Annotated in this window: 28 protein-coding genes and 1 other annotated feature; of the genes, 7 read left to right on the top strand and 21 right to left on the bottom strand. The window is 45.2% G+C overall.

All coding sequences use genetic code 11. From position 1 onward, the window contains the following. The first annotated feature begins 85 nt into the window (after positions 1–85). Positions 86–339 (top strand) — a binding site (T-box leader). A gap of 67 nt (positions 340–406) precedes the next feature. Next, positions 407–1,630 (top strand): MFS transporter, encoded by a 1,224-nt coding sequence (locus Q9R25_RS03715; protein ID WP_311282813.1) that lies wholly within the window; start codon positions 407–409, stop codon positions 1,628–1,630. Position 1,631: 1 nt separating this feature from the next. Here Q9R25_RS03715 and Q9R25_RS03710 read toward each other — a convergent pair whose 3' ends face one another. Then, positions 1,632–2,549 (bottom strand): alpha/beta fold hydrolase, encoded by a 918-nt coding sequence (locus Q9R25_RS03710; protein ID WP_215243959.1) that lies wholly within the window; start codon positions 2,547–2,549, stop codon positions 1,632–1,634. Continuing rightward, positions 2,546–2,932: an NUDIX hydrolase gene (locus Q9R25_RS03705; protein WP_215243960.1), complete on the bottom strand. Its 387-nt coding sequence runs from the start codon at positions 2,930–2,932 to the stop codon at positions 2,546–2,548. Before Q9R25_RS03705 ends, Q9R25_RS03710 begins: the two co-directional genes overlap by 4 nt. A gap of 91 nt (positions 2,933–3,023) precedes the next feature. On the opposite strand from Q9R25_RS03705, the gene Q9R25_RS03700 reads away from it, so the two are divergent. After that, a complete protein-coding gene (locus tag Q9R25_RS03700; RefSeq protein ID WP_215243961.1) occupies positions 3,024–3,725 on the top strand; it encodes a CPBP family intramembrane glutamic endopeptidase in 702 nt (233 codons plus the stop codon). Positions 3,726–3,730: 5 nt separating this feature from the next. Here the strand turns inward: Q9R25_RS03700 and Q9R25_RS03695 are convergent, their stop codons facing one another. Genes Q9R25_RS03695 through Q9R25_RS03685 form a run of 3 tightly spaced genes read right to left on the bottom strand, consistent with a single transcriptional unit; the run spans position 3,731 to position 5,980 of the window. After that, positions 3,731–4,456, bottom strand: a complete 726-nt coding sequence (locus Q9R25_RS03695) for a MerR family transcriptional regulator (protein WP_215243962.1) — start codon at positions 4,454–4,456, stop codon at positions 3,731–3,733. Between the two features lie 23 nt (positions 4,457–4,479). After that, positions 4,480–5,457: a serine hydrolase domain-containing protein gene (locus tag Q9R25_RS03690; protein ID WP_311282812.1), complete on the bottom strand. Its 978-nt coding sequence runs from the start codon at positions 5,455–5,457 to the stop codon at positions 4,480–4,482. After that, positions 5,435–5,980, bottom strand: coding sequence for a Rossmann-fold NAD(P)-binding domain-containing protein (locus Q9R25_RS03685; protein WP_311282811.1), 546 nt, complete (start codon positions 5,978–5,980; stop codon positions 5,435–5,437). The genes Q9R25_RS03690 and Q9R25_RS03685 overlap by 23 nt, the downstream gene beginning before the upstream one ends. Positions 5,981–6,197: 217 nt before the next feature. On the opposite strand from Q9R25_RS03685, the gene Q9R25_RS03680 reads away from it, so the two are divergent. After that, positions 6,198–7,007 (top strand): GGDEF domain-containing protein, encoded by an 810-nt coding sequence (locus Q9R25_RS03680; RefSeq protein ID WP_074037051.1) that lies wholly within the window; start codon positions 6,198–6,200, stop codon positions 7,005–7,007. 21 nt (positions 7,008–7,028) lie between these two features. Here the strand turns inward: Q9R25_RS03680 and Q9R25_RS03675 are convergent, their stop codons facing one another. The 5 genes from Q9R25_RS03675 to Q9R25_RS03655 all read right to left on the bottom strand — a co-directional run bounded on the left by Q9R25_RS03675 (position 7,029) and on the right by Q9R25_RS03655 (position 11,500). Beyond that, entirely contained in the window at positions 7,029–7,718 is a 690-nt protein-coding gene (locus Q9R25_RS03675) for a glyoxalase (RefSeq protein ID WP_311282810.1), read from the bottom strand. Between the two features lie 100 nt (positions 7,719–7,818). Next, positions 7,819–8,457: a hypothetical protein gene (locus Q9R25_RS03670; RefSeq protein WP_214781050.1), complete on the bottom strand. Its 639-nt coding sequence runs from the start codon at positions 8,455–8,457 to the stop codon at positions 7,819–7,821. Between the two features lie 122 nt (positions 8,458–8,579). Beyond that, positions 8,580–9,497, bottom strand: a complete 918-nt coding sequence (locus tag Q9R25_RS03665; RefSeq protein ID WP_311282809.1) for an NAD(P)-dependent alcohol dehydrogenase — start codon at positions 9,495–9,497, stop codon at positions 8,580–8,582. A gap of 99 nt (positions 9,498–9,596) precedes the next feature. Then, positions 9,597–10,640: an ABC transporter permease gene (locus Q9R25_RS03660; RefSeq protein WP_311282808.1), complete on the bottom strand. Its 1,044-nt coding sequence runs from the start codon at positions 10,638–10,640 to the stop codon at positions 9,597–9,599. Then, entirely contained in the window at positions 10,640–11,500 is an 861-nt protein-coding gene (locus Q9R25_RS03655) for an ABC transporter permease subunit (RefSeq protein WP_311282807.1), read from the bottom strand. The genes Q9R25_RS03660 and Q9R25_RS03655 overlap by 1 nt, the downstream gene beginning before the upstream one ends. Before the next feature lie 210 nt (positions 11,501–11,710). Here Q9R25_RS03655 and Q9R25_RS03650 point away from each other — a divergent pair, with 210 nt between their 5' ends. After that, positions 11,711–12,010: a hypothetical protein gene (locus Q9R25_RS03650; protein ID WP_269317983.1), complete on the top strand. Its 300-nt coding sequence runs from the start codon at positions 11,711–11,713 to the stop codon at positions 12,008–12,010. 305 nt (positions 12,011–12,315) lie between these two features. On the opposite strand, the gene Q9R25_RS03645 is transcribed toward Q9R25_RS03650, so the two are convergent. From Q9R25_RS03645 to Q9R25_RS03630, 4 genes are all read right to left on the bottom strand, one after another. Continuing rightward, on the bottom strand, positions 12,316–12,741 hold the full coding sequence (locus Q9R25_RS03645; protein WP_074037059.1) for a hypothetical protein: 426 nt from the start codon (positions 12,739–12,741) through the stop codon (positions 12,316–12,318). 86 nt (positions 12,742–12,827) lie between these two features. Continuing rightward, positions 12,828–13,592, bottom strand: coding sequence for a DUF817 domain-containing protein (locus Q9R25_RS03640; RefSeq protein WP_311282806.1), 765 nt, complete (start codon positions 13,590–13,592; stop codon positions 12,828–12,830). A gap of 8 nt (positions 13,593–13,600) precedes the next feature. Next, positions 13,601–14,461, bottom strand: a complete 861-nt coding sequence (locus Q9R25_RS03635) for a metal-dependent hydrolase (protein ID WP_311282805.1) — start codon at positions 14,459–14,461, stop codon at positions 13,601–13,603. Between the two features lie 200 nt (positions 14,462–14,661). Beyond that, on the bottom strand, positions 14,662–15,669 hold the full coding sequence (locus Q9R25_RS03630) for a helix-turn-helix transcriptional regulator (protein ID WP_214781035.1): 1,008 nt from the start codon (positions 15,667–15,669) through the stop codon (positions 14,662–14,664). Between the two features lie 116 nt (positions 15,670–15,785). Here Q9R25_RS03630 and Q9R25_RS03625 point away from each other — a divergent pair, with 116 nt between their 5' ends. Beyond that, on the top strand, positions 15,786–16,631 hold the full coding sequence (locus Q9R25_RS03625) for an alpha/beta fold hydrolase (RefSeq protein WP_214690945.1): 846 nt from the start codon (positions 15,786–15,788) through the stop codon (positions 16,629–16,631). A gap of 23 nt (positions 16,632–16,654) precedes the next feature. Here the strand turns inward: Q9R25_RS03625 and Q9R25_RS03620 are convergent, their stop codons facing one another. The 7 genes from Q9R25_RS03620 to Q9R25_RS03590 all read right to left on the bottom strand — a co-directional run bounded on the left by Q9R25_RS03620 (position 16,655) and on the right by Q9R25_RS03590 (position 23,551). Beyond that, complete coding sequence (locus tag Q9R25_RS03620) at positions 16,655–17,068, bottom strand: YhfM domain-containing protein (RefSeq protein WP_311282804.1); 414 nt, start codon at positions 17,066–17,068, stop codon at positions 16,655–16,657. Between the two features lie 101 nt (positions 17,069–17,169). Then, positions 17,170–18,588 carry a glycoside hydrolase family 32 protein gene (locus tag Q9R25_RS03615; protein ID WP_311282803.1) on the bottom strand — a complete coding sequence of 473 codons (1,419 nt, stop codon included), beginning with the start codon at positions 18,586–18,588 and terminating at the stop codon, positions 17,170–17,172. Between the two features lie 19 nt (positions 18,589–18,607). After that, on the bottom strand, positions 18,608–20,038 hold the full coding sequence (locus Q9R25_RS03610) for a sucrose-specific PTS transporter subunit IIBC (RefSeq protein WP_311282802.1): 1,431 nt from the start codon (positions 20,036–20,038) through the stop codon (positions 18,608–18,610). A gap of 2 nt (positions 20,039–20,040) precedes the next feature. Further along, the gene (locus Q9R25_RS03605; RefSeq protein WP_311282801.1) at positions 20,041–20,979 is read right to left on the bottom strand and encodes a carbohydrate kinase family protein; all 939 of its coding nucleotides are present in this window, start codon (positions 20,977–20,979) and stop codon (positions 20,041–20,043) included. 107 nt (positions 20,980–21,086) lie between these two features. Then, entirely contained in the window at positions 21,087–22,076 is a 990-nt protein-coding gene (locus Q9R25_RS03600; protein ID WP_311282800.1) for a LacI family DNA-binding transcriptional regulator, read from the bottom strand. A gap of 47 nt (positions 22,077–22,123) precedes the next feature. Next, complete coding sequence (locus tag Q9R25_RS03595) at positions 22,124–22,600, bottom strand: N-acetyltransferase (protein WP_159562258.1); 477 nt, start codon at positions 22,598–22,600, stop codon at positions 22,124–22,126. A gap of 87 nt (positions 22,601–22,687) precedes the next feature. Next, on the bottom strand, positions 22,688–23,551 hold the full coding sequence (locus tag Q9R25_RS03590; RefSeq protein ID WP_074037068.1) for a cation diffusion facilitator family transporter: 864 nt from the start codon (positions 23,549–23,551) through the stop codon (positions 22,688–22,690). A 181-nt stretch (positions 23,552–23,732) separates the two neighbouring features. Between Q9R25_RS03590 and Q9R25_RS03585 the strand changes: the two genes are divergently transcribed. Then, complete coding sequence (locus Q9R25_RS03585; RefSeq protein WP_012726238.1) at positions 23,733–24,044, top strand: hypothetical protein; 312 nt, start codon at positions 23,733–23,735, stop codon at positions 24,042–24,044. 40 nt (positions 24,045–24,084) lie between these two features. After that, positions 24,085–24,876, top strand: a complete 792-nt coding sequence (locus Q9R25_RS03580; RefSeq protein ID WP_311282799.1) for a class I SAM-dependent methyltransferase — start codon at positions 24,085–24,087, stop codon at positions 24,874–24,876. Positions 24,877–24,918 lie beyond the last annotated feature (42 nt).

The raw sequence follows: 24,918 nt of genomic DNA, 5'->3' as shown, positions 1-24,918 counted from the left end.
TAGTACCTTGAAGAAGATATGCATCTTTTTACCAGAAACGTTTCCAATATTTTTCACAATGTGCTATCCTTTTAAAAATGATCTGACAAACGCGATGAAGAGAACAGTACATCAATGAATCTTTCGTAGAGAGCTCCGTCTGGTGAAAAGGAGTAAAGAACGTTGATCGAAACAAGCCTCTGAGCAGCGCTATGGAACTCACCCCGAGAGATGTGGCGACGGGAACTCCCGTTATAGAGTTGAGGTATAGTCCGATTCATTCGGCAGTACCGAACAAGGTTCGTATGGTGACGTGCGGACGAACAGGGGTGGCACCACGATGAGAATCTCGTCCCCAAGAATTCGTTCTTGGGGGTGGGATTTTTTTGCGTTCCGAAAGTGATCAAAAATAGAAGGAGTGATTGACTTGAATTCGTTTCGAAAAACCTCTGCGCTACTGCTCGTTAGTGTCGGAATCTCAAACCTTGGTGCCTGGATATACTTCATTGCGCTCAACTTGATTATCCTAGAGATGACTGGATCCCCTTTCGCCGTCTCGATTCTCTATGTATTAGCCCCGCTCGCCTCGCTCGTCTCGAATCTTTGGTCAGGTAGCCTGATTGATCGGGTCGATACGAGACGACTGATGATGTTACTGGATGGTCTGCGTGCGTTCCTCGTATTCAGCTTAGGCTGGATTGATTCACTGTGGCTCATCTACGGGATCGTCTTTCTTCTCAATGTGATGAGCTCGTTATTCGAATCATCGAGCCTGGTCTACATGACGCAACTCGTACCTGCCTCGAACCGACAAAAGTTCAATGCGATGAAGAACTTTGTACAGTCATCCGGGTTTATTCTAGGTCCGACGATTGCCGGACTACTCTTTCTAGTCGGGAGCCCAACATTTGCGATTTTCGTGAACGCGTTCGCACTCATCGTCTCGGTCGGTATGTTGTCGCGCCTTCGGTCTCATCATCGAACAGAAGCGTCGATTGAACCATTCTCTGTAAGAATAATTATCGAGGATTGGAAAATGGTCGTACGATTTGCATCAAATGCCAAATACGTGACGCTCATTTATGGATTGTTCTGTGTCATGACCATCTTCATGTCTGGACTCGATTCGTTGGAGGCGTCATTCGCGACCCAAGTCCTTCACTTGTCTGAGAACCGATATGGCTTTCTCGTCAGTATCGCTGGGATTGGGATTATCTTTGGATCACTCATCAATTCAAGATGGAGTCACCGCTTGTCCTTATCGTTTTGTATTGGATTCGGGGCGATCATGACACCAGTCGGCTATCTTCTTTTCGCAAGTTCATCGTCATTCATGATGGCCTCGGTTGGATTTTTTGTCCTGACATTCGCGCTTGCCTTTGCCAATACCGGTTTTTTGTCATTCTATCAACACCATGTTCCTGTCGAAATCATGGGTCGGTTCTCTGGCGCTATCAATGTGGCAGAGTCGCTACTCGTCATCCTACTCACATTTGGGATTGGACTTCTTGCCGAAATGATTGGGATTCGCCCGGTCTATCTCGCATTCTCGATTATCTTCTTCCTTGTTGGTTGTTACACCATACATGTCATGCGCGACCGTTCGAAACGGGAGTATTTCAATCACAATCAAATCGAAGAAGTTTCATAAGTCATGAGCCGGTCGTTTTTATGCGACCGGCTTGTTCGATTCGATGAATCGCTTCGATGATTGTGTCTGGTCGTTGTAAATGAATTTGGTGTCCTGCATTTTCCGCGATGATGAGTTCCGATTGATTTGATAATCTCAACTGTTGATGGATCAGATCATGCCACGTCTCTTCTAGCAATCGAATTTCAGCCTCAGGCAACCCTCCATTTATTCCTTCCTGAATCATCGCTACAGAATCTCGACCGATGACAATTAACGGGATTGATGAAAAGGTGCCCATTTGTTTGATGATCGCGGCGTCATCACGCCAGAACGATTCTTCTTCCAACATCGTTTTATACAATTGAGGAGATTGATAAAATCGTTTAAGACGTGCACGTGCATCTGATGATAAGCCTTGTTGCTCAAGTGAAAGTTCTGGTTGATGAACTTTCACTAGTTCTTCTTTTGAAAGGATTGCATAGGAATGGCACATCGTTCGCCAATCGTCATCTGAATATTGACGGTCCATCACCGGGGTTTCTATGTCGTCTAATATAGAAAAATCATGGGAAGTAGAATCGACGAGTACGACGCCTCCTACTCTATTCGGAAAAACTTTGGCCATGTGTTGCGCGCACAAACCTCCGTAAGAATGACCGACTATTAGAATCGGTTGATGTAGCTGAAGGGTATTCAATAATTCAGTACATTCTAAAAGATGAGATGACGTTCTACTCGAACGCCTATTCATCTCACTCTCACCATAACCGGAACGATGATAAAGTAATACTTTATACGACTCACTTAATTGCTCGGAAAGAGAAACCCACTCTTCGAATGAACCTCCCATACCTGTCATGACAACGATCAGTCGTTCCCCGGAACCGAATAAACGATATTCAACATCATACCCTTTGACTTCAATGAATTTATTCATATTAGCCACCTTCGAATCATTTCAAGATCCTCTGGAAACGCATGGTCTAATCGTTCTAACTCTTGAAGCGACCACCAATTGACTTCCTCGATAACCGAATCAATCATAGCGGTCTCGACCCGCTCTTCACACGTTGCCAAGAAATAATGTGTCTCGACCTGAAAGTTTGATATGATGGCTCGTTTGATATGTAGTCGTTGATCAACAGAAATGCGATAGCCCGTCTCTTCTAACACTTCGCGCCGACAACACTGTTCCGGAGTTTCTCCGTCTTCTAGACCACCTGATGGCAAACTCCATTGTTGTATGTCACGATTCTTTACGAGTAGGACTTCCTTCTCTTCGTTGATGCATAAAGCAGCTGATCCAATCCATTGTTCCATAGTCTTAATACTCCTTTTTCATTTTTCTGCTTGCAGGTGACGTTACGTCACCCGATATGATGGGGCTACAACCACATAAGGAGGAAATATGATGTTGAATCAAATGCAAAAGAAAATATCTCCCATTTGGACATGGAACCAATTCGCAATTACGATGGTTCTTCTATTCGGAGTGACACCCCTACTTATCGAGCACCACTTACACAACTTTTTAGAGCGGTCATGGGGAAACACCTTCTATTCAGGAACAAGTATCGGCCTGTTATTAGCCATAATATTTATGACCGTCCTCTATCTCGTCGCGATACGTCCTCGGACCTTATCGCTCGAAACGTTAGGACTTCGCCGCATCTCATGGAAAGACTCGGGGATGATCTTTCTATGGACAATTGTGTTAATTGTACTCAGTATCATCATCGTCGTAGTCCAATCATATTTCGGCATCGGTACGTCGAATACAAAAACAGAGAGTTTGCAAAGTGACTTGTCGATTATCTCCATACTAATTGCGTTTGGATCGGCGGCCATCATATCACCAATCTATGAAGAAATCTTTTATCGTGGGTTCTTATACCGCTTCTTTCAAGAACGATTTGGGGTTTGGATCGGGATGATCATAAGTGCTGGAATATTCACTCTTGCTCATTTACCAACGACAAATACGTTACTCGTCAATTTTGTATCGGGACTAGTATTCGCTTGGGTATATGAACGGACCAACTCTATCTATTCCAGCATGCTCATCCATGGAACCTTTAATGGGCTAGCCGTTCTATTGACTGCATTGGCGTGAGGGAATCACTCTTGATATAGTGAATCAATATAGGCAAGAATCGATGCATCGATTGGATACAGTCCTAATTCATTCGATGCATCAGTTGATTTTCGAATCATCCAAAATGATTCAATCAATTGTTGATCTTGTCCAAATGTCTCGTCTGTTAACCATGTCAAATCTTCTTTAAGAATTTGAGCTTCTTTTGAGGAAGGGGCGACCCCACGTTCCAATAAAATTTCAATTCTCCGAATCAAGTTGATCCACTTTTTCGTATCATGCTCACCGTCTTCTAATTTAGGTAAGCTTGCTTTCAATGAATCAGACTCTTCTTCCGAAAAATAGTCCGTCCATTGTCCCCGGTCATTTGATTTAGCTTGAATAGTTTGTAGTTTCGTCCAATCGATTTTTTCATTTTCAAGCTTCATGGATTGAAGGAGTGTGACAGTATGGTTTCTGGCCTGCTTCAATTCCTCTATCTTTCCTTCTAACGAGGACAGATGTGCGGACAAGATGCTTGTAAGTGATTGCTCATCTAAGATTCTCCGAATCTCATCAAGCGGCACGGCCATCGATTTTAAAAGCATGATTTTTTGAAGGCGAAACATTTCGTCGTCACTATAAAATCGTTTCTGTACATCGTTTGTATACGATGGAGTGACCAAATTGATTTGGTCATAGTATCGAAGCGTACGCACTGACACGTTCAGTTTTCTCGCGACTTCTCCAGTAGAATAGTGTCTAGCCAACGTGTAGCCCTCCTTATAATACGTTATGTGTATGTCCTTAGTAGCTGTCCGATCAATCCTTCGATTTGATGAACCCCTTCATTCCGATTTGATAAACAAATGAAACTTTTTGGAGAATCTTTCTCCATCACGAGTATGCTTTGAAACCCGATTCCCCAACCGAATGAAAATCCTTTACTCGGCTCTTTCGGATTTACAAATAGACCATGTCCTACTTCGGCATTTGTAGATGAAGGTGTGAATAAAACCCTTTTTGACTCCTTACTCAAGAAACCTTCTGTCGTAATTGCGTTGACGAGCGTCGCTAAATCGGAAGCCGTTGTCCAAAGACCACTCGCTGCAGGGTAAGGATAATAGCATGACTTTGGAGAGACGACTGACCCGTTTGGTTCAATCCCGATAACGCCATACTTCTCTATCCTCTCTAAATCATACGAACTTGAGTTCATATCCAGCGGTGCAAAGATGTATTCAGTCATGATTTTTTCAAATGTAGAAGACATACATTGCTCAATCGCATGTTGGAGTAAACAGTAACCTGAATCTGAATAGTGGAACGTCCCAACTTCCTGTGACTGGATAAACACCGGTCGCTCATAATAAGGTGTGTTACCCAATATTATCTCTTCCATCGAAGGGATCTCTGTACATTGTTCCATCGTCCCGAACTGATCAGGCAAATCGATTATGCCAGCCTCATGTTGGATGAGCTGTCGTATCGTGATTTGTGAAGGAATCCCATTTTCATCATTCAACGTGAAGGAAGAGAAATAATCATTGATTTCCGAGTCTAAATTTAACTTCTGATCTTCAACGAGCTTCAAAATGAGAATCACCGTTACAAATTTACTAATCGAACAGGCGGCGAACATCCTGCCTTCATAAGAGACGTCTCCCAATTGAAATGCGGACAACTCCCTTCTTTCAGTGATAGTTGCCAAATCTAAATTTGATACATGGTGCTTCTCCATCCATTCGCTAATCGTTTCTCGAGTGAACATTTAAGTCATCCTTTCGTGTACCAATCAATCGATAGTCGTCTTGGTTCTGCATAGCATCGTGAACACCTTTCACAATCTCGTCGTGTGTCAACCAACGGACAGATGCCAACTTATGCATTTCACCTAATTGGACTTGCCGATACAGCTGTTGTTCATTGAGACATAGACACGCCTTCTCATATTCCGGATTCGCCCGGCTACCTAAAATATGTATCACCTCTGCAGTTTCCGAATGATTCAAAATGAGTTGCATCGCTTTCCCTGAGCCTCGGTGCACCCACGCGATGACTCGATCAAATGGACCGTTTTTTTGCACTGCACTCTGTAGTGCGTTTGAAAGTAGTTCCTCATCGCAATAATCAACAATCAGCGGATGACACGTTTCAGGATTTCTTTGTACGACGCTTGCCATTTTTTCTTTATTTCGTCCAATGACCGTGACATTATGTTCGATTGCCAGATAAGATGCGAGTCCTGCCAACATCCCCGTCCCTCCGACGAGCAATATATGTTTTCGATTCATGCTATCACCTCTTTTTCCATTATACACCAATCATTCGTACTTCTTTTTCTAAAGAAGTGTTCGCAAACATTCACGTCTTTTCAAAAATAAGCCTTTTAAAATAGAGTGAATCACTTATAATGAATCAAGTGTTCAAATCGGTTTGAACAATCACTATTTCGGAAAATGGATAATAGTGTTATCATTGCAATTTATTTCTTTTAAGAGGAGGATACCTATGAGACACTGGACAACGATGTCCATACAACTAATCGCACTCATCGTTGTATCGTTGACATGTAGTATTCTACTTTCCTCTGTGCTGATCCTGAATCATCTACCCGTTTGGTGGATGATCTGTATTCCGATTCTTTATCTTTCAACTTTGCTCATTCACCGAGCGTCTGGTGTACTCATTCTGTTAGGATTCGCTGCTTACTTTTTAATCACGATGCCTGTGTATGAGACTGCCGCTACTGCGCAACTATATATTTTATTACTATTAGCGATTTTGACGGGGTTGTCTTACTGGCTCCAAGTCAAGCTGTTTCATGCCCAGTTTGCACTAAAGGTTGCGGAAGCGAGAGTCAGTCAGTTAATTGCGGTCGACCCAGAGACCGGTTTTGATAACCGTGATCGTTTTTTGATGGATATAGAGGCTGAACGGGATCGGTTGATTCGCCACGGTGAAACGTTCGTGGTGTCATTCATCACACTGCCCATTCTCGATCATTTTGAAAAACAGTATGGTTCATCCGAATATGAATGGTTCTTATACTATTTTAGTGACGAACTTCACGAAGCGACTCGACGAACGGACAAGAAGTATCGGGTTGCGCAAGACACATTCGCCATGATTTTCCCTCGAACTTCAATCGAAAATGCACAAATTGTACACGAACGAATCAGACCACTACTACTAGATTATTCACGTCAGAACGGTGATTCGCTCACTGTTGAATGCTCAGACCAATCGTTTGAGGTGAACTTGGAGAACGCAGTCATACGATTAGAAGAAATTCATCGGTATGTCGAATCTAAAGACTAAAAAATGAGTTCAATTGTGAACTCATTTTTTGATGGAGTGAATATGAATCTCGTGTTTCTCATCCATTTCGACGATGTATCGTTGATCAAGTACCATCTGAATTGGACTCGGAATCGACAGTTTTGGTGAAAACAGCCACACACGACCTGGAGGAACTAATAAAATGTATGTCTCGCTATTCGGTGCGCCTAAAAAGTTCAGATGACGCTCATCGATTGGGTTACCGTCTCGGCGGTGGATCTCGATGTTTGAAAGTTCTTGTGCGACATGTAGCGGATCTTCCACAGTCAAACTCATCTCGCCAATTCCAAGAAATTCATTCAACGAAAAGGACTCGATGTTACTTTCTGGATTAATCGAATGTCGAGCAATCAACTCGACGACATTCTCGTCCGTATCGTAAAAATAAAGCGATGATGCATCGATTCCTTCAAAATAGATTTCGTCCTCCCCGTCTTCAGTTAAAAGCGGGACACGTGACATCAGCCATTCTTTCGCTTCTTTGAATCGATTAGCCGGAATATTGATAGCGAAATGGTATTGTCGCTCTTGCTCCGTTTTAGCCTCTTGAAATACCAACGCATCTTCACCTAGATTGATTCGAAAACTGGTCAGGTCTTCTTCACTGACTGATAATCCAAGTCGTTCCGTATAGAAACGTTTCATTTCGGCAAGTCGGTTCGTGTAGAGTGTGGCTTCTGTGATTCTCATAAAAGCCTCCTTATATTTTCAAATTATTGTTTAAAATACAGTATGTGAAATAAAAAATCGCTATATATAATTCATTTTTATTTAAGGATGTCACAGTTTATTAGACGAATATTGTAACCCTTGAATCAGTCTCTAGCACTCGCGTTCTCGTATCATTTTTCGATAGAAACACCTCTTCCCCCTTTTCATCGAAGCAATATGCGATCGGAATGGAGATTCCACAATTTCGATACGACCCATCTGCATGACTCGTTCCGATGATCATCGCTTTTCGTTCCATCGCAATTTTTCTCGCTTCTTCCGACCACTCCATGAATTGCTCCTCACTAAACATCCCGACTCCGATTGGATTGAATATGATCGACAGATGCTCATGCGTTTTCAAGCCCTCACACCCCATAAAAATCTCCCTGCAAAGTAAATAACCGTATTCTTCCGCTCCATCCGTGACACTTGATGGCATGAACAAGAGCTCATTCTCTGGTGTTTTCCGTCGCGTTAACAACGTGTCACCTTGCTTGTTTATGATGAGGACCCGATCTTTATTCGTGTCATCTCGATACCCTAAAACAATCGATGTGTTGAATTTGATCGCTAAGTCACTTAGCCCATCTAATTCTGTATATGTACAATATCCCTCTGGATAGAGAATCAAGTCCACCGTCGGGTTCGACTCAATCTCTCGCTTCAGTTGCTCGAGATTTCGCTCTATCTTCGGTTGCCCAATCAATATATTCATGACTATTCGCCCGCTCTCATGATTTGTCTAGTTGGTGAATCCATTCATATGTAAGTGAGGTTGTCGACCAAACCCCACGATAAAGCAAGAATTTGATACTTCTCTTTATACTATCATTTAATTTATTCTGCATTAATGCTCACCATCACATTTCCAACCTTTTTCCCTTGGTCCACATATCGGTGCGCTTCGACAATCTTATCGAGTGGATATACCGTATCAATGACGGGTTGCAATGCTCCTGACTCAAACAATTCGTTCAAAAATATCAAATCCTCTTTACGTTCACTGGCTGGTCCTTGCCCCGCGACAGAACTGAAGGCCCCGTTATCGCTCACATGGGCTTTCGCTAATCGTTTATCGATTTTCCCTGAGGCATCAAAGACCACATCATACGTATTTAATTCAAGATCGTACCCCTCTTTCGTGTAATCGACGACCACATCAGCCCCAAGTCGCTTCACAAGTTCAACGTTTCGCTCGTGGCAAACTGCTGTGACATGCACGCCGTAATGCTTCGCAATCTGTACGGCAGTCGAACCGACAGCACCTGTGCCACCATAAATGAGAACGTTATTCGCCCGGTCGATACGTGCCTTCCGCAAAAAATGTAACGACGTCGTACCTCCGAACGGTAGAGCAGCCGCCTCGATAAAGCTGGCATGCGTGGGCATCTGAAACACACATTTCGATTCGTTCACACAAGCGAATTCTGCATATCCGCCAAACCGCATCCCAGTTAGAGCATAGACGTTGTCTCCGACCTGAAAGTTTTTCACACTGTTGCCTGTTTCCACGACGATACCTGCCAACACGACACCGAGAATCGGTTGACGTGGCGCCTTGAACCCAACAACCATTCGCATGGGAAGTCTCCCCAATGGAGGGACGTCTAGTGCTCGGAGGCGTCGATCTCCCGAGTGGACGGCCGATGCATGGACTCGAACCAGCAACTCATTGCTTTTCGGCTTCGGTTGATTCACTTCTTGAATGACAAGTACTTCAGGTGGCCCATACGCGGTACAAATCACAGCTTTCATATTGATTCACTCCATTCATCAATTGTCACCTTAAGCTGTTATACACTTTCCCTCAAACAAGACAGTTCAGTCCATTCGACATAGAAAAACCGGATCATATCATACGATATCATCCGGTTCCTTCCTTAATGACATGGTTGAATCAACGGGGGTGAATGGATTCGAAAGAGAAGCAGCTGCCGCTTCGGATTCTGCTAGACTTACCTCGGTCACCACGGGTTCTTGACGTCTGAGTTTAAATGCTCGCTCGAGGCGACTCGTCAACAAGTTGAAGATAAAGATGAGCGCAGCAAGTGACATGGCCGGAACGAGAAACAAGTGATTCGTCATCCACGTCATCGCGGTGAACTGTCTGAAATAATACCCGAACATCGAAGACCATTCATAGACGGTCGGCATGATCCCTTCATGTAACATGACCGTTCCTCCGAAGAAAATCCCAAACAGCGAGAGATGAATAAGCAACATGAGCGTTTGGACAAACTGTTGCATGAAGACGATTACGAGGGTTGGAACGAGATGTGGGAATAGATGCAATCTCACACGGTGCCAGACACTGCCACCAAGTGTCTGAGCCACGATCATGAACTCTTGTTGAAGCAATTGTCGAATCTCTGTGATGAGATATAACGTGACGGCAGGTAATCCGAGAACGACTAAGACGATTAGTTCAATCTTTACTCGATCCCATAATGGAGGCACCTGTGTCGAATCATAGAAGGTCAGTGTTCCTACCAACATCATCAATGCGATCAATGATATCGGCAGAATCAAAAAGCCGTCCAATAGCGTTTTAAAGAATTGATTTAAGCGAGCTCCCCTGAAAGCAAGAGGGATGCCAATCAATAGACCGATGACCATCCGTCCGAATGCGACGAGCGCACAGATGCCAACGGTCCACTTAAATCCTTCCACGAGCATTTGGAATAAATCATATCCAGCATTGTCCGTCCCGAGCCATTGATATTTTGACGGTTCTAATGGTGGTATTCCAATGAGTCTCCCTTCATCAGAGTAGAGCATGAGGGTTTGATCAACATTCCCATCACGAAACACGGTATTTCCAAAACTCATCAACAATAGCCCCGCTACGATAACAAAGCAGAAGATGAAAATCGGGTCACGTATTAATACTCGGCGCATCAAATCCCTCCTTTCCATGCATTCGGAATAATCCATTCAATCAGTAAATCCAATAGAAAAATCGGGATATAGATGACGAATAAGATAACCAGTAAGATTTCCATCTGCGGGTTGTAGACGGCGAATCGAAATAACCCTTGAACGTTAAATAAGTATTCGACAATCAAAAGTGTCGATAAGATGGTAATGATGTTCGAACGGAAAAAGAGGTAAAACCGATAGATGATATTTGGTAATAAGTGTTTCCAAAACAGTCCACTCGGTCGAATCCCTTTCGCTTGTGCGAGTTCGAGATACGGAATAGCTTCTTGTTCATGAATATGAATTGTCAACCATTTGATAAAGAAGAATAATGTCGTCAGCGTCAATGTGACGATTGGGAGAAACCGTATATACTCTGCGAATCCTCCGGCAACTTCAATGCGATCGAACCCTGTCGATTTATGGATTGTAATCGCAAGAAATTGAGAAAAAATTAACCAGAATAAATCTGGTACCATCTCGAGCGTCTGACTCGTTTGGTGTAAAACGGTACGAACGCGTCTCCCGCTCCGATAGTAGAAGTACGCATACAATAATCCTAGCGAGGTCGATACCGCGAGTGCCGTGGTAAAAATGATGACCGATTCTTTGACGAGCGGTCCAAGTGCCGGCAAGAGTGGCAAGTAACGTTGCGCGGTGATGTTGTAATATGTAATGTCCTCTAGTTTCTGTAATTGGTCCATCTGTTGTTGAATGCCGTTCCAATAATTCGTCAGACTAAAATCCGTCTGAACGACGAGCGACGGTAGCGCACTAATCGCAATCAAGATGAAAAATGCGATTATCAGATGAACTGATTTCCGAGCAATATACGTCATAGTTCTATCTCCTTTTGAATGCAAATCTCTCAATCAAAAGTGTGAAAGGATGTCCGGTTGATTGTTCATTTTCTAAAGGGAATAATATCCAAAGACACTTTCCACTGATTCTAGCATATTTATTATGTAAATAGAAACAATTTTCTGAAATTTATCTGGGTTAATTTGTATGATACAATGTATAGATAGAAATATTTAGGGGGTTAAAGGATGTGGTTTATTTTTGGATTGGCGGCGATCGGGGCGACGCTCATCAATTTGACCGTATTTATGATGGAGAAGGACTATAAGCTGCCGATGGCGATTGCCCTATCATTAGTTGCTCTCACGTTATGCGCCGAATATAGCTTGCTCAACATGTGGGTCGAAGCTAAGGACTGGGGTGCCATAACAGATGTCGTACCCGGTATGTCGCGTGCGCTATGGTTCTTGACGGTTGCGGCAATCTTTTTGAATATCCTTCCGATCTTTTTAGAGAGAAAACGAAACAAGATGAAGGAATCGAAATGATCGGTATGGCGTTCAAGAAATTCCGGTCATTTAGTGAATGACATGAATCATAAACTTATTGCGATTCTCGCTAATCCATTTGGTGTTTTCATTTTTGTCGTAATTTCACTGTCTTTGATATGGCAGGCCATACTCCGTCTCTTATCGTCTCAGCACATCTTGTTCATAACCAATTTAGTCGGAGGACTGGGTTTTATCGTCATGATGTTGCTTTTATGGCATACGTACAGGAGTCAATCATAGTAAAACGTGTTCGAAGCTATAAAATTAGCTTTGAACACGTTTTGTTTTTGAGTTTCACGCAATCAATCATCTGAACGAGTTGAATATAATAGCTCACCGTCAAGTGATCGCAACTCATAATCGATTCCTGATTGCATCTGCTTTGTCATTATTGCGCGACACGTAAACACATATCCTGGACCATATGCAACGTCCGGAATTTCCTTGAAGCCGTATGACCGCTCTCCGAACCATAGCGTCACGTTCGATGAGCCCTTCGATGATCGGTCATCGACGACATAACATTCTCCCGTCTCGACGATGTGATTCGTCGTCATGCGGTCGTACGTTTCCATGCCTGCCATTCCAAGTACAAGAAACGAACAAAACATTGCGAGACAAGCTTGTCCTAGTTTGACTCGATTCCGAGTCTTTCGCCACTCTCTCCAATAGATGACAAGAGATCCTAGACACAATAATCCAATCAACCAAGTAAGTACAATTTCCAACAACCGAATCACCTCGTTTTACAATACGACTTTCTTCAAAAAAGGATTCGTGTCCCCTCACAAAAAAAACTCGACACATGTCGAGTTTAAGGTAATTCATACTCCAATTTTCGCTTTTGCCAAGCGACAAGGAGGATACTGATGATGACGAGTAGGAACCAGGACGACAGTTTTCCTAAATCAACGATGGCCCAACCGTTCAATTGGTCCGGATACGCCCAGCCGTTGTAGAACGTGACAATATTTTCAGCGAGCCAGATAAAGCAGGCAATCAAGAAGAATGACAGGACGACCGGCATCTCAAATCGTCGATCGTCGAGTTTATACGAGACAACCGAGCGACCGAACGCCAAAAAGATGAATACGATCAACAGCCACCGTAGGTCTAACCAAACATGGTGCCAAAAAAAGTTGAAGTAAATGGCGATGCCAAGTCCGAAGGCGATGATTGGGTGCGGCATCTTCGTAAATCGTAAATCGAGACGACGCCATGCCTGGACGACGTAACTACCAACGCTCGCATACATAAATCCGGCATAGAGCGGGACGCCCCACACTTTTGTGAACGCCTCATCCGGATAACTCCATGACCCCATCTGCACCTTGAATAATTCAAGTCCAAGACCGATGACATGGAACCAGCTGATGACCTTCACTTCTTCCATCGTTTCGAGCCCCGTCTTCACAAGGACGACTTGAACGAACAAACACCAGATGAGTAAAACGTCATATCGTGGGAGTGGTAACTCTACAAACTTTGTGACGGCAAGCGCTCCGAAGATGGCGACCGGAAAGATACAACTAAGTGCCTGTTCGTAAGCGAAGATAAAGAGATAACGTATACGTCCCATCCGTTGTCCTACCTTTCGATGTATTCATATAAAAATGAGGATTCGCCATCATAAAACCGCGGGTCAAAGACGCCGAGCCGTTCTTCGTTTGCTACGATGACGACGAACGGCGACCATTTGGTCAATGTGCGCGCCTCATGATTCGCTTCAAACAATGGTTCAAGACTCGCCTTTTCGGCACTCGTCAATTCGTATTGCAAGGTCGCTTCTTGATATATCGAATCTTGAAAGAGCGATACGTCCTCGTCAGTCTTCGTAATGACCGTGAACTGAGTCGGGATAAATGAAGCCGAGAGCGCCACTTCGTCATATTCCTTTGAATAAGACTGATATAAATAGGCGCCCTGCGCACTTTGAAGCGCGACATAAAGAACGAGGGCAGTCCATGCATACCGATACGTCTTATAACGGACTTCTTGTTTACGTGCGACGAGCCAGGCGACCAAGAAGATTCCCCAATAGACAAAATCGACAATCGGGATCACACCGAATGTGATCCTCACGTCCGAGATCGGTTCGAAATACCCTGTCCCCCATGCATTGAACAAATCGGATGTATTGTGTACGAAGACAGACAATAATGCCCACCAAAAATAGCGGATGTCCGTCACTCGAAAGAGAAGGCGAACCAGTATGTAGATGAGCAGTGCAAAGAGTGGAACGAGGAAGATCGAGTGAGTGATGCCGCGATGCCACATCTGATACATGCCTTCCGTGTCCCATAGCCGTGAAATTACATCACTGTCAGGGATTTGGCTCCCGACGAGTGTCGTGACGAATAAGGCTCGTTTTTCATGTTGTTGTAAATCACGCTTATCGGCTGCACCATATAACGTCAAACCGAATAACGTATGTGTAATCGTATCCACGTTCTACCTCCATAGCGAAAGAGACATCTCCCAATCCTGGACGATGTCTCTTCCTATTAGTTCTCTTTATCCATTTTCATGGCGCGTCTTGCGACGATCGTTACGAAAATGACAGCGACAATCGGAATGATCAATGGCATCCAATTCAACATCCGCCTGTCCCCCTTCATCTAGTGTCGCAAGCAGTATAGCACATCTGCTTACTCGATGGAGGAATGAATGCTTGTATGTTCATAAGTAATTGCCATCTTCTCAATCGTTGCTTTCATATGATCACGAAGCGTGAGTGGTTCAACCACTTCTACTTGTGAACCCAAAGATAGCAACCAGTAAATAAATCCGTCAGAAACGGCCGCATCGAAACGGATGAGGAATCGTTCTCCATGTTCAGAAACAGAAACGTCTTCCCCTAACTTGTCAAAGATGACCGGGAGAACGCGTTCGTCGACGGACAAAACGATTTGTTCATCAGATCCGTTATACATATTGAATGATTTTTGATAGTAATCATCAGGTAAATGATGCTTCGGACGAATGGTGCCATCTTCCACAATCTCCGAATTGACGATGCGGTCAACCCGGTAGTTCCGCACCTCTCCGATTGATTCGTCGATCCCGATCAAGTAGTACTGCTCGTGATTCCAATGCAAATCGATTGGATTAACGACGTATCGCTCTCCGTCACGGCGGAGCGGGAACGTTCGTTTCGTCACATCAAATCCGACGACGTCTGTATATTGGAACGAGATAGCTTTTCGTTCATGAATGGCCCGTTGGATACGATCGATATGGTAAGGAATGTGTCCGTGTTTTTTCTTCGGCGTCTTGATGATCGATTGTAGCGTCTTCGCTTCAGGGATACTCGTCAGCATTTGAAGTTTCTCTACAATTTCCTCGGTCACGTCTTCCGAGATAAATTTCGCTGCGACAATCGCATCGACCATCATCCGGAGTTCATGAATCTCAAATAAGCGGGCCGAATGCCAATACTTTTTAGCGAGACCATTCTTCTCCAATTCATCCTGCACTTCAAACCCCGAATTATTCAGTGCCTGGATATCGTCTTTCACCGATTTTTTTGCTAACTTAGAAGTATCTCCTATCGTTGACAAGTACTCGAGCAAATCTTCTAGTGTCTTTGGATTCGCTTCGTCCGTGTAACGTTCGAAGAAACGTCGAACTTCAAGTAACCGCTCTCGGTTATTCACGGTTCTATCCCCTTTCGTCTCTCTGTCTAAATTATGTATAAACAGACATTATCATTTTATTTCCACGAAATAAAGGTATTTTCCATTACAAAACGTTTAAGGAGGCGCCATCTAAGTTGAAATATTATGCACACGTCGACGGCTCAAAAATCGAATATATAGACCGCGGTCACGGTCCCGTCATCGTACTGATCCATGGGACCCAGTCATCGAGTTTAGAACCATACCATGTGGACCAACTCGTTTTATCCGGTTTCCGGGTCATTGTCCCATCTAGACCCGGATATGGAGAAACACCATACTCTTTTTCAGCATCTCCTCAATTGTTTGCATCCCGACTCTCTCACTTGATGCAAATGCTAGATATTGATCGATATCATGTCTATGGCATCTCTGCCGGAGGACCGACCGCGATCGAGCTCGCTTCACAGAATCAGTGTGTCCTTAGTTTGACCCTCGCTGCCGCCGTGACGAGTGTCGTTGATTTCCCGTATCGGGACACGGTCAGCCGAAATGTCGTCCAACCCGCATTTATCGCACTTCAATACATCATGAAACAGTTCATCGCTCGTGCCATTCAAAAACATCCATTCGAAGCGACGGCCCGTATGATTCAATCGACGAGTGTGTTGGCACTCGAGACGATTCGAGAAGAGGTGTCACCCTACGACATCTTTCTCCTAAAACGTGTCGCGAATCAGATGGCGTTTGGACTTGGCGCACAGTTCGATTTAAAACAAAGTGTCTCAAGTGAGGTCTTACTCGGTGTCACCTGCCCGACCTACATCGTCCATTCAAAAAATGACAAGGCCGTCCCCGTTCGTCATGCGCATTACGCGAAGCGATTGATCCCGCATGCTCAGTTAACAATCCTGAACAGTCCCGGCCACTTGATTTGGGTCGGACGACAAGCAAGAAAATCAGAGCGACAAATCGAACGGTTTATCCGATTCAACTCGTAAGCATCTCAAAAAGAGGTGCTTTTTTACGTATCTAACCCGAGGGCATCAATCAATTGATTCGTCGTATGTTCCGGTAGTCGCCAGAAAACATCCGTTCGCTCAAGATGCGTGATGAAACTCGGACGGTTCGGTTGACCGAGCCACAGCTGATATCGTTCTTGATCGCCACCTTTAAATTGCAGCAAGAGATCAAAATCGGGTACCACTTCAATTTCGATGTCCTCGATTTCTTCTGAACTACGTAGCATTTCCGCGAACACCCGCACCTGGCTTAATTCATGAAACTCTAACTTCACTTCTGGATTCATTATTCCGCGCACCGTCGACTCCGCCACCATCACGCGTTCAACTTCTTCATTCTCAATCTCTCCAATCGGATCTCCAAATGGTGCGGTAATCGTTCGAATCGCATCAACCCACTTCATCATTTTATTCATTCTCTCACCTCTCTCTTCTCTTCATCTATACGTAGATCCAATCGAAACGGTTTCAACATTTGGAAAAATTAAAAAGCCGAGCAAACGCTCAGCTTTTACATTCATTCAAATTTCCAACCGACTAAACTTGCCCCGTCTCCGACGTAGCGAACCCGTTTCTCACCATCACATGGGAAGACGCGAAGGGTTGCCACAGCATCACCGTCGTTGACGAAACACTCGACACTCGATGAGTCGACATACAGCCGAAGGGATGTGACGTTGATCACCTTGGTCCGAGTCGTCCCGAACTCGGTTGCGAACGGTTCACCTGCATTCGTCCGGTCGATGGTCAATTCGGATGTTTCTTTCTCGTATCGAATCACAAGCGACTCATCTTCTGTCTTCAACAGTTCAAGTTTGAAGTCTTCCCCAGAAGTCGACAGTTCCAATTCATAACGTTCAGGAGTGACCATGTCGATCAGCGTACTCGATTCTTTAATAAACTGGTCTTGTCGTAGTTGCTTCATTTCTGGGACAGGTCGTTGTTTCAATACACCATCTTCCACTGATAGTTCACGTGGCAGTGTTAACGCATGTGCCCAGCCGTACCGGTCTGTCGGATATTCGATTTCCGGTAGGCCCATCCAACCGACTAGAATACGACGCCCGTCATGCTCCGTCGTTTGTGGAGCGTAAAAGTCGAAACCGAAGTCGAGCTCTTCAAACGACTCGTGCGTGAAGACGAGCGTCTCTAAATCAAGAGTGCCTGTGACGTATCCAGATTGATAGATGTTGTGATAGCGATGACCTTCAGGCTCAATCCCTTGCGGAGAAAAAATGAGGACATGCCTTCCATTCAGTTCAAACACGTCAGGACATTCCCACATGTAACCGAACCGCTCGAGCCCCGTCTTCACTTCACCTAAAAACGTCCATTCATTCAAGTCGGTCGAACGATATAAGACGACACATCCTGTCTCATCCGTTCGCTGTGCACCGACAATCGCATAATATGATCCATCTTCTTCCCATACTTTCGGATCGCGGAAATGTTCCGTGTAACCGGCCGGAATATCCGGGATGGCCACGTTGCGCCGCTCGATCATCCCTTCACGCAGTACACCGATGATTTGCGAGGCGTGACGCGTCCAATCGTCCGTACGATGATTCCCTGTATACATCACGTGAAGGGTGTCGTCCACAACGAAACCACTTCCTGAATAGGCACCATGGGAATCTTCTTTCGTTTCAGGGACTAACGCCACCCCGCGGTCGGTCCAATGGACAAGATCTTTCGAACTGACATGATACCAATGTTTGAGACCGTGAACTGGCCCGAGCGGGAACCATTGATAGAATAGATGGTACTCTCCATCGTAATATGCGAAGCCGTTCGGGTCATTGAGGAGGCCCGTCGGCGGCTGGATATGGTACCCAAACCGCCACGGGGATGCGGCCGTCTTTGCACGGAGCACCTCCATCTCGAGGGCGCTCACGTCACGGAGTGAACGATAACGTTCGGCCTTCGTCCAATTCATAGTGTCACTTCCTTTTTCGTTACGCGGCTTGTTTGACCGCTTCTTTTTTTGCTTGTCGTTTCGCAAGGATGAATGTCAATCCGAATGTCACGGCAAATGCGATGGCCATACCAATGATATACGAGATGATTGAACCCGGTGCGATTGAGATAATTCCTGGTAATCCGGCAGCACCGAGCGCTACTGCCAATACGTCGTTTCCAACGATGAATGCAGACGCAACGGCTGAACCAACGATGGCTGCAATGAATGGATAACGAAGTTTTAAGTTGACCCCGAACATGGCAGGCTCTGTGATCCCAAGTAATGCAGAGATTCCTGATGCTGAGGAGACACCTTTCATCTTCTTATCAGCAGTCAAGAAGAAGACCGCAAGGGTAGCTGCCCCTTGTGCGACGTTTGACATCGCAGCGATTGGGAAGATGAACGATCCCCCTGTTTCAGCGATATCGGCGAGAAGCTGTGTCTCAATTGCGATGAAGCTATGGTGCATCCCCGTGATAACGATTGGAGCGTAGAGAAGACCCATGATCAAGCCACCGACGAACCCGAGTGAATCGTACGTCCATACTAATCCATCAATGATCAAGTTCCCTGCTTCGCGTGTGATTGGACCCACGAAGGCGAACGTGATGAATGCTGTGAAGAGAAGTGAGAGCAATGGCGTGAGCAAAATATCAAGTGATGCCGGCATAAACTTCCGAATGTTGATTTCAAGTTTCGATAAAATATACGTCGAGACGAGGACTGGTAAGACTTGTCCTTGGTATCCTAACTTCTCAATCTCAAGCCCAAAGATGTTCCAAACCGGAATCTCCTCAACGCTTGCCTGAGCGTATGCATTGATCAAGTCCGGGTGAACCATGATCATCCCGAGTGCTGCACCGAGATATGGGTTACCACCGAACCGCTTGGCTGCGGAGAACCCTATAAGTACAGGTAGGAAGACGAAGGCGGCGTTTGCGAACGTATTGATCATCGCTGCTATGTCTGCCATGCCTGGATACTGGTCAATCAATGAACGTCCTTCAAAAAACAAATCCGGTGCTGTCAATAGGTTGTTGATCCCCATCAAGAGACCTCCGGCGACGATGGCCGGAATGATTGGGACGAAGATATCTGATAACATTTTGACGAATTGCTGGAGCGGGTTCATCTTTTTTGCTCCGGCTGACTTCACGTCTGTCGTTGACATGTCTCCAAGACCTGTCAATTGTGAAAATTCGGTATAAACCTTGTTGACCGTACCTTGTCCGATGATGATTTGGTATTGTCCTCCTGTCGAGAACGTTCCTTTGACGACGTCAAGTTGTTCGAGTGCTTTCTCATCGACCTTTGACTCATCGTTCAATACGAGACGAAGACGAGTCGCACAATGCGCCGCTGCCGCAACGTTCTCTTTACCGCCGATTGCCTCTAATATCGACGCTGCTTCTTTTTTGTAATCCATTTTCATTTCCCTCCTAACGTTTCATTTACAAGCTGTCGTGTTGGAATGGCTGGAATGGCTCCATAAGCCGTACATGTCAATGCTCCTGTTACATTCGCATATTCAATGTCGGAACGTAACCGCTGCGGGTCCATCCCGAGTGTCGCCAAACGATACAAATAGGCACCAACGAATGCATCACCTGCACCCGTCGAATCCACACTCTCAATCGCAATCGATGGAACGATTTCGTGGTGATCCGTTGTCGCAATCAATGTCCCACGAGACCCGAGTGTGATTGCCACCTGTTTAGCACCTAATCGGAGAAGCGCTCGAACCGCTTCTTCAAGTTGCTTCTCACCCGTTAACAAGTGCGCTTCTTCTTCGCTCAATTTAATGAAGTCCGATTCCGCGATGAAGTGTCTCGCATCTTGTTTAAATTGCTCGAGATCCGTGATCAATGCATCCCGATAGTTCGGGTCGAACGAGATAAACAAGCCATCCCGCTTTGAAAATTGCAATAACTTAAAGTACGCGTCTTTCAATTTCCCATCAAGTAGTGCTGTCGCCGAGCCGAAATGAATGATGTCTCCTGACTCGATCACCGATAAGTCGATCGACTCGAAGGCATACTCCCCGTCACTTCCGCGACGGAATGTGAAGTCCCGCTCTCCGTCCTCTTGAATCGATACGAATGCGAATGTCGTATCTCCAGACTCCACAAGGTTTTCTGTTCGGACGCCGTTCTCGACCAACGTCTGTTTCAAGAAGAGACCAAACGGGTCATCTCCAACCTGTCCGAGGAAACTGGATTGTCCCCCGTGCTTACTGACGACTGCCGCGACATTCGCAGGTGCGCCTCCCGCTTTCTTGACGAACGTCGTCCCGTTCACGAGATCGCTAGACGCATCCTCGCATACCCAGTCAATCAACAATTCGCCGATACAATGTACGGTGTTCATATCGTCCACCTCCAAAAATCATATGAGTTCTTTATATGATTGGTACCGGTTCCATTTTAGAATAAAAAATGTTGCGGAACCGGTTCCGCAACACAAATGTAAACGATTTAATTCAACTTGTCAACGCTTTCGCGCACTTTTAATTCAAAAATTGTGAACGTTTTCATTGGGACGTGTTCACCGTGTAAGAGCTGTAGCATCATGTCGGCAGCTTTCGCACCAGTTCGGCGATAAGGAAGGTGTACCGTCGTGATGGATGGATGCAGGACTTCCGTGAAATCATATCCTCCAAATCCACTGACAGAGACATCTCTCGGAACAGAGACCCCTTGATTCGCTAATCCTTTCAAGACGCCTAACGCAATGTTGTCGGTCGCACAAACAATCAACGAAACAGTGCCGACATCATTCGCCAACTGTTCACCGATTGGAATGGCGTCCTCAATCTTAAACGTCGTTTGAATGACTTTGACATTTGCCTTCGATTCTTGAAACGCCTTCAAAAATCCGTCACGGCGTGCTTGACCGACCGCGATATCCGATTCATACACCCCGACATAGACCACGTTTCGATGACCCCACTCCGTGAACTGTTTACCGAGCGCATTGGCCGCATCATAGTCAGGATAGACGAGACTATGGACATTGTCATGTTGCTGACCAATCAACAAGACCGGGATTTGAATCGCCTCAATCGCCTCAAGATGACGTTCCGTGACCGTCGTTCCAAGCCAGATGATTCCGGCGACTTTTTGTTTGGCTAAATTGTATAGCTGTTCGATTTCTCGTTCCGTCTGTTGTGCTGTATTGACGACGAGCATTTGATATCCTCGTTCCGTGAGCTGTTCATCAATCCCCATCATCGTCCGTGAGGCGGCATACGAATCGAGCCGTGGAACGATGACCCCAATCATCTTCGTCTGTTTCGACTTGAGACTTTGAGCGAACTGATTCGGCTCATAGTTCGTATCTCGAATGACCCGGTCGAGTTTTTCCCTTGTTGCCTTTCCAACCGATCCACCGTTCAGATAGCGTGAGACCGTACTTTTGGCGACACCAGCGAGCTCCGCAATGTCTTTAATGGTGACTTGTTTCATCCTTACCCCTCCATATGAAAAAAGCTGACGTGCGAGACGCCGTCAGCTTAATGGTTTACCACATATCGTTTCTTAAAATTTAAATAATACAAACCGTTCCGCTTTTCGAACCCGTTCTGAATAAGAACATGATGCATCTCTTGTTGATGTGGGCTCGTCGGTGGGATGCCAGCCCGGACTGTTTGTCCATCCATCAATTTTGAGTCCAGTAAGGCAAGACGCAAACCTTCCGTCGCATATCCTTTGTTTTTGTACGCATCGAACACCATCAGGTCGAGTTGGTATACGCGGGCAAGCTTGAGTAACAAGACTTTACCGACCAGTTTGTCATCGACCATCAAGTCGTAATAGAAGTCTTCTCCATAACTATGCTCTTCTGCGTGATAAAGTTGCTCCGCCCCCATTTCCTCGAGGATCCCTTTCAACTCTTCAGCAGAAACGCCATATGCACTTTCTCCATATTTTTGAAAGTGTTCATATTCAATCTCATCAATCTGGCGAATAGGTTGACGCACGATGTTCATCCCGTGCCCTCCTTAACTAGTAGTTCAATATCTGTCTGCGCTTATTATAAACGAATCCCTTCATGAAGCGCAAAAGATAACCGAACATCAAACCGGTTCGATATGAATATGCACCGAATCGACCGCATGCTCTTCATCTAGTTTCCGTTCGATATCGTCACACAATTCATGGGCCGCGTCCACAGTCAAATCGCCATCGACTGCAATCGTCACATCGAGCATCACGTGATTCCCAAGATGACGCCCTTTGATTTCCCGAACTTCTTTCACACGCTCAAATTGTTCAATCGTCTCCTCATAGGACTCGACGAGGTGCGGAGGGAACCCGTCAGAAAGCTGATGGGTGGCATCTAAAAAGATTTGGATCGCTGTCCGGATGATCATGCCGGCAATCACAATTGCTAAGACCGTGTCCATCCAGGGCAGTTGGAAATAAGCAAATAGCACACCAAGTGTGGCTCCGACTGAAATCATCGCATCGGCCAAGTTGTCTTTCGCCGCCGCTTTAAGTGCCAATGACTTTGTTTTTCTCGCGAGGTTCAAGTTGAACCGATACACCCCGAACATGACGAGCGCACTGACGAAGGCGACGACCGCTGCCAACGGGTTCGGTTCGGTATACTCGCCCCCAATTAAGTTCGATAGACTGTTTAAGAAGACGAAAATACCGACCGCAATCATGATTAATGAAGCGATGAGAGCAGAGATTGTCTCCATTTTCGCATGACCATATTTATGCTCGGCATCCCGTGGCAATGCAGCCACCCGAATGCCAATATAGACCGCGACCGATGCGATAATATCCGTCGTATTGTTGAATCCATCGGCTAGGACCGCTTCAGATTCAAATAAGTACCCGAAGAATACTTTTAGTATAGATAAGATCAAATATGCCGTAATCGACACAATCGCTCCTTTGAGCGCTTTTGGTGGATGATTTGTCGTTTCCATCCGCCCACCTCCTTATTAGCTCAGTTAGTATAGCAGGTGACATTCGTGTGGGGATAGAGAAACAATGTTTCTTACAGCCAAAATAAATGGAATATATTCCCGGTAGTTTCGTTTAACTAATTTTATGGTAAAGTAAACAGGAAGAGACCTTAGGGTTAAACCGCAAAAAGAGGTGAAACAGATGTTTACAGAACGTGATGGGATTAAATTACGATTGGAACAAATTGACAGATTGTTAATCGATTTGAATCGCGAGGCAAAGCAATTGATGGCACGTCTCCGCGAATTAGATGCTTCTGGCGAAAATCCGCACGAAGTATCTCTGAAACCTGAAGAACGTGATACGTTGAAGTCGTCAATCGATGAAACGCTTGAAGCGCTTCAAAGCCGTTCAAAACGTCCGATGAACGTGAACGATGAGAAGAAGAAAGAACTCGCTTCTCATAAAGCACTTATCGATGAATTATCAGACTTACTCAGTAAGAAAAAATGAGACGCAACTGCGTCTCATTTTTTATGAAGGAGCCCGGATTATGTATATTGTCACTACTTGTTTGCGCCCTACAGATGATGTCTTGTCTCGAGCGCATACGCATGCCACAGAATACAAGATGAAATTTGTCGACCGACGCAAACTTTCCATTGATGAGTTGAAGAAACGTCATCAACAAGGTGTACTTATCTTTGATAAACGACGTGTCGAGTTCACACCTTTGCATAGTACAGAGCCGTTCTTTTTTCACCCATCGAGCTCCGTCTTTCGGGTAAAGCAACTGAGCCGAGGTGGATCAGATCCACTCATTAATGCCATGCAAGCAAATCCAGGTGATCATGTTCTAGATTGTACACTCGGACTCGGCTCGGACAGTATCGTCATGAGCCATGTCGTCGGTTCAACCGGTAAAGTAATTGGCCTTGAGAGTCAATTCATTACGGCACAGCTCGTCCGGGAAGGCATGTCCGTATGGGTCGAAAAAGATGAGCAGGTCAATGAGGCGATGCGACGCATTGAGGTCGTTCACTCCAACTCTCTCGACTATTTAAAAACGTGTGCGGATAATTCGTTTGATTGTATTTACTTTGATCCGATGTTTGAAAAGACGATTTCAGAATCGGTTCATCTGAACCCACTTCGCACAATCGCCGACACCTCCCCTCTCACGCAAGAATTGATTACCGAAGCAACACGAGTAGCTATGAAACGAATTGTCTTGAAGGCGCATTTTGAGAGCGATACCTTTGAACGGTACGGTTTCACTCACATAAAACGTAAAACGTCGAAGTTCCATTACGGATATATCGACCTAGAGTCTAAGTCTATTTAGTCAAATTGAACTAAATAGGTCTTTAGACTCCTTTTTTGTTTA

Origin of the sequence: Exiguobacterium sp. BG5(2022), from assembly GCF_031844365.1 — a bacterium.
Taxonomy (GTDB): domain Bacteria; phylum Bacillota; class Bacilli; order Exiguobacteriales; family Exiguobacteriaceae; genus Exiguobacterium; species Exiguobacterium profundum.
The sequence above is the reverse complement of the archived record's forward strand: the minus strand, read 5'-3'. Positions and strand labels throughout refer to the sequence as shown.

Coding starts and splice junctions, on each gene's coding strand:
- Q9R25_RS03710 (WP_215243959.1), bottom strand. CDS start 2,549: ATGAATAAATTCATTGAAGTCAAAGGGTATGATGTTGAATATCGTTTA.
- Q9R25_RS03705 (WP_215243960.1), bottom strand. CDS start 2,932: ATGGAACAATGGATTGGATCAGCTGCTTTATGCATCAACGAAGAGAAG.
- Q9R25_RS03700 (WP_215243961.1), top strand. CDS start 3,024: ATGTTGAATCAAATGCAAAAGAAAATATCTCCCATTTGGACATGGAAC.
- Q9R25_RS03690 (WP_311282812.1), bottom strand. CDS start 5,457: ATGTTCACTCGAGAAACGATTAGCGAATGGATGGAGAAGCACCATGTA.
- Q9R25_RS03685 (WP_311282811.1), bottom strand. CDS start 5,980: ATGAATCGAAAACATATATTGCTCGTCGGAGGGACGGGGATGTTGGCA.
- Q9R25_RS03680 (WP_074037051.1), top strand. CDS start 6,198: ATGAGACACTGGACAACGATGTCCATACAACTAATCGCACTCATCGTT.
- Q9R25_RS03675 (WP_311282810.1), bottom strand. CDS start 7,718: ATGAGAATCACAGAAGCCACACTCTACACGAACCGACTTGCCGAAATG.
- Q9R25_RS03670 (WP_214781050.1), bottom strand. CDS start 8,457: ATGAATATATTGATTGGGCAACCGAAGATAGAGCGAAATCTCGAGCAA.
- Q9R25_RS03665 (WP_311282809.1), bottom strand. CDS start 9,497: ATGAAAGCTGTGATTTGTACCGCGTATGGGCCACCTGAAGTACTTGTC.
- Q9R25_RS03660 (WP_311282808.1), bottom strand. CDS start 10,640: ATGCGCCGAGTATTAATACGTGACCCGATTTTCATCTTCTGCTTTGTT.
- Q9R25_RS03655 (WP_311282807.1), bottom strand. CDS start 11,500: ATGACGTATATTGCTCGGAAATCAGTTCATCTGATAATCGCATTTTTC.
- Q9R25_RS03650 (WP_269317983.1), top strand. CDS start 11,711: ATGTGGTTTATTTTTGGATTGGCGGCGATCGGGGCGACGCTCATCAAT.
- Q9R25_RS03640 (WP_311282806.1), bottom strand. CDS start 13,592: ATGGGACGTATACGTTATCTCTTTATCTTCGCTTACGAACAGGCACTT.
- Q9R25_RS03620 (WP_311282804.1), bottom strand. CDS start 17,068: ATGAATAAAATGATGAAGTGGGTTGATGCGATTCGAACGATTACCGCA.
- Q9R25_RS03615 (WP_311282803.1), bottom strand. CDS start 18,588: ATGAATTGGACGAAGGCCGAACGTTATCGTTCACTCCGTGACGTGAGC.
- Q9R25_RS03610 (WP_311282802.1), bottom strand. CDS start 20,038: ATGGATTACAAAAAAGAAGCAGCGTCGATATTAGAGGCAATCGGCGGT.
- Q9R25_RS03605 (WP_311282801.1), bottom strand. CDS start 20,979: ATGAACACCGTACATTGTATCGGCGAATTGTTGATTGACTGGGTATGC.
- Q9R25_RS03600 (WP_311282800.1), bottom strand. CDS start 22,076: ATGAAACAAGTCACCATTAAAGACATTGCGGAGCTCGCTGGTGTCGCC.
- Q9R25_RS03595 (WP_159562258.1), bottom strand. CDS start 22,600: ATGAACATCGTGCGTCAACCTATTCGCCAGATTGATGAGATTGAATAT.
- Q9R25_RS03590 (WP_074037068.1), bottom strand. CDS start 23,551: ATGGAAACGACAAATCATCCACCAAAAGCGCTCAAAGGAGCGATTGTG.
- Q9R25_RS03585 (WP_012726238.1), top strand. CDS start 23,733: ATGTTTACAGAACGTGATGGGATTAAATTACGATTGGAACAAATTGAC.
- Q9R25_RS03580 (WP_311282799.1), top strand. CDS start 24,085: ATGTATATTGTCACTACTTGTTTGCGCCCTACAGATGATGTCTTGTCT.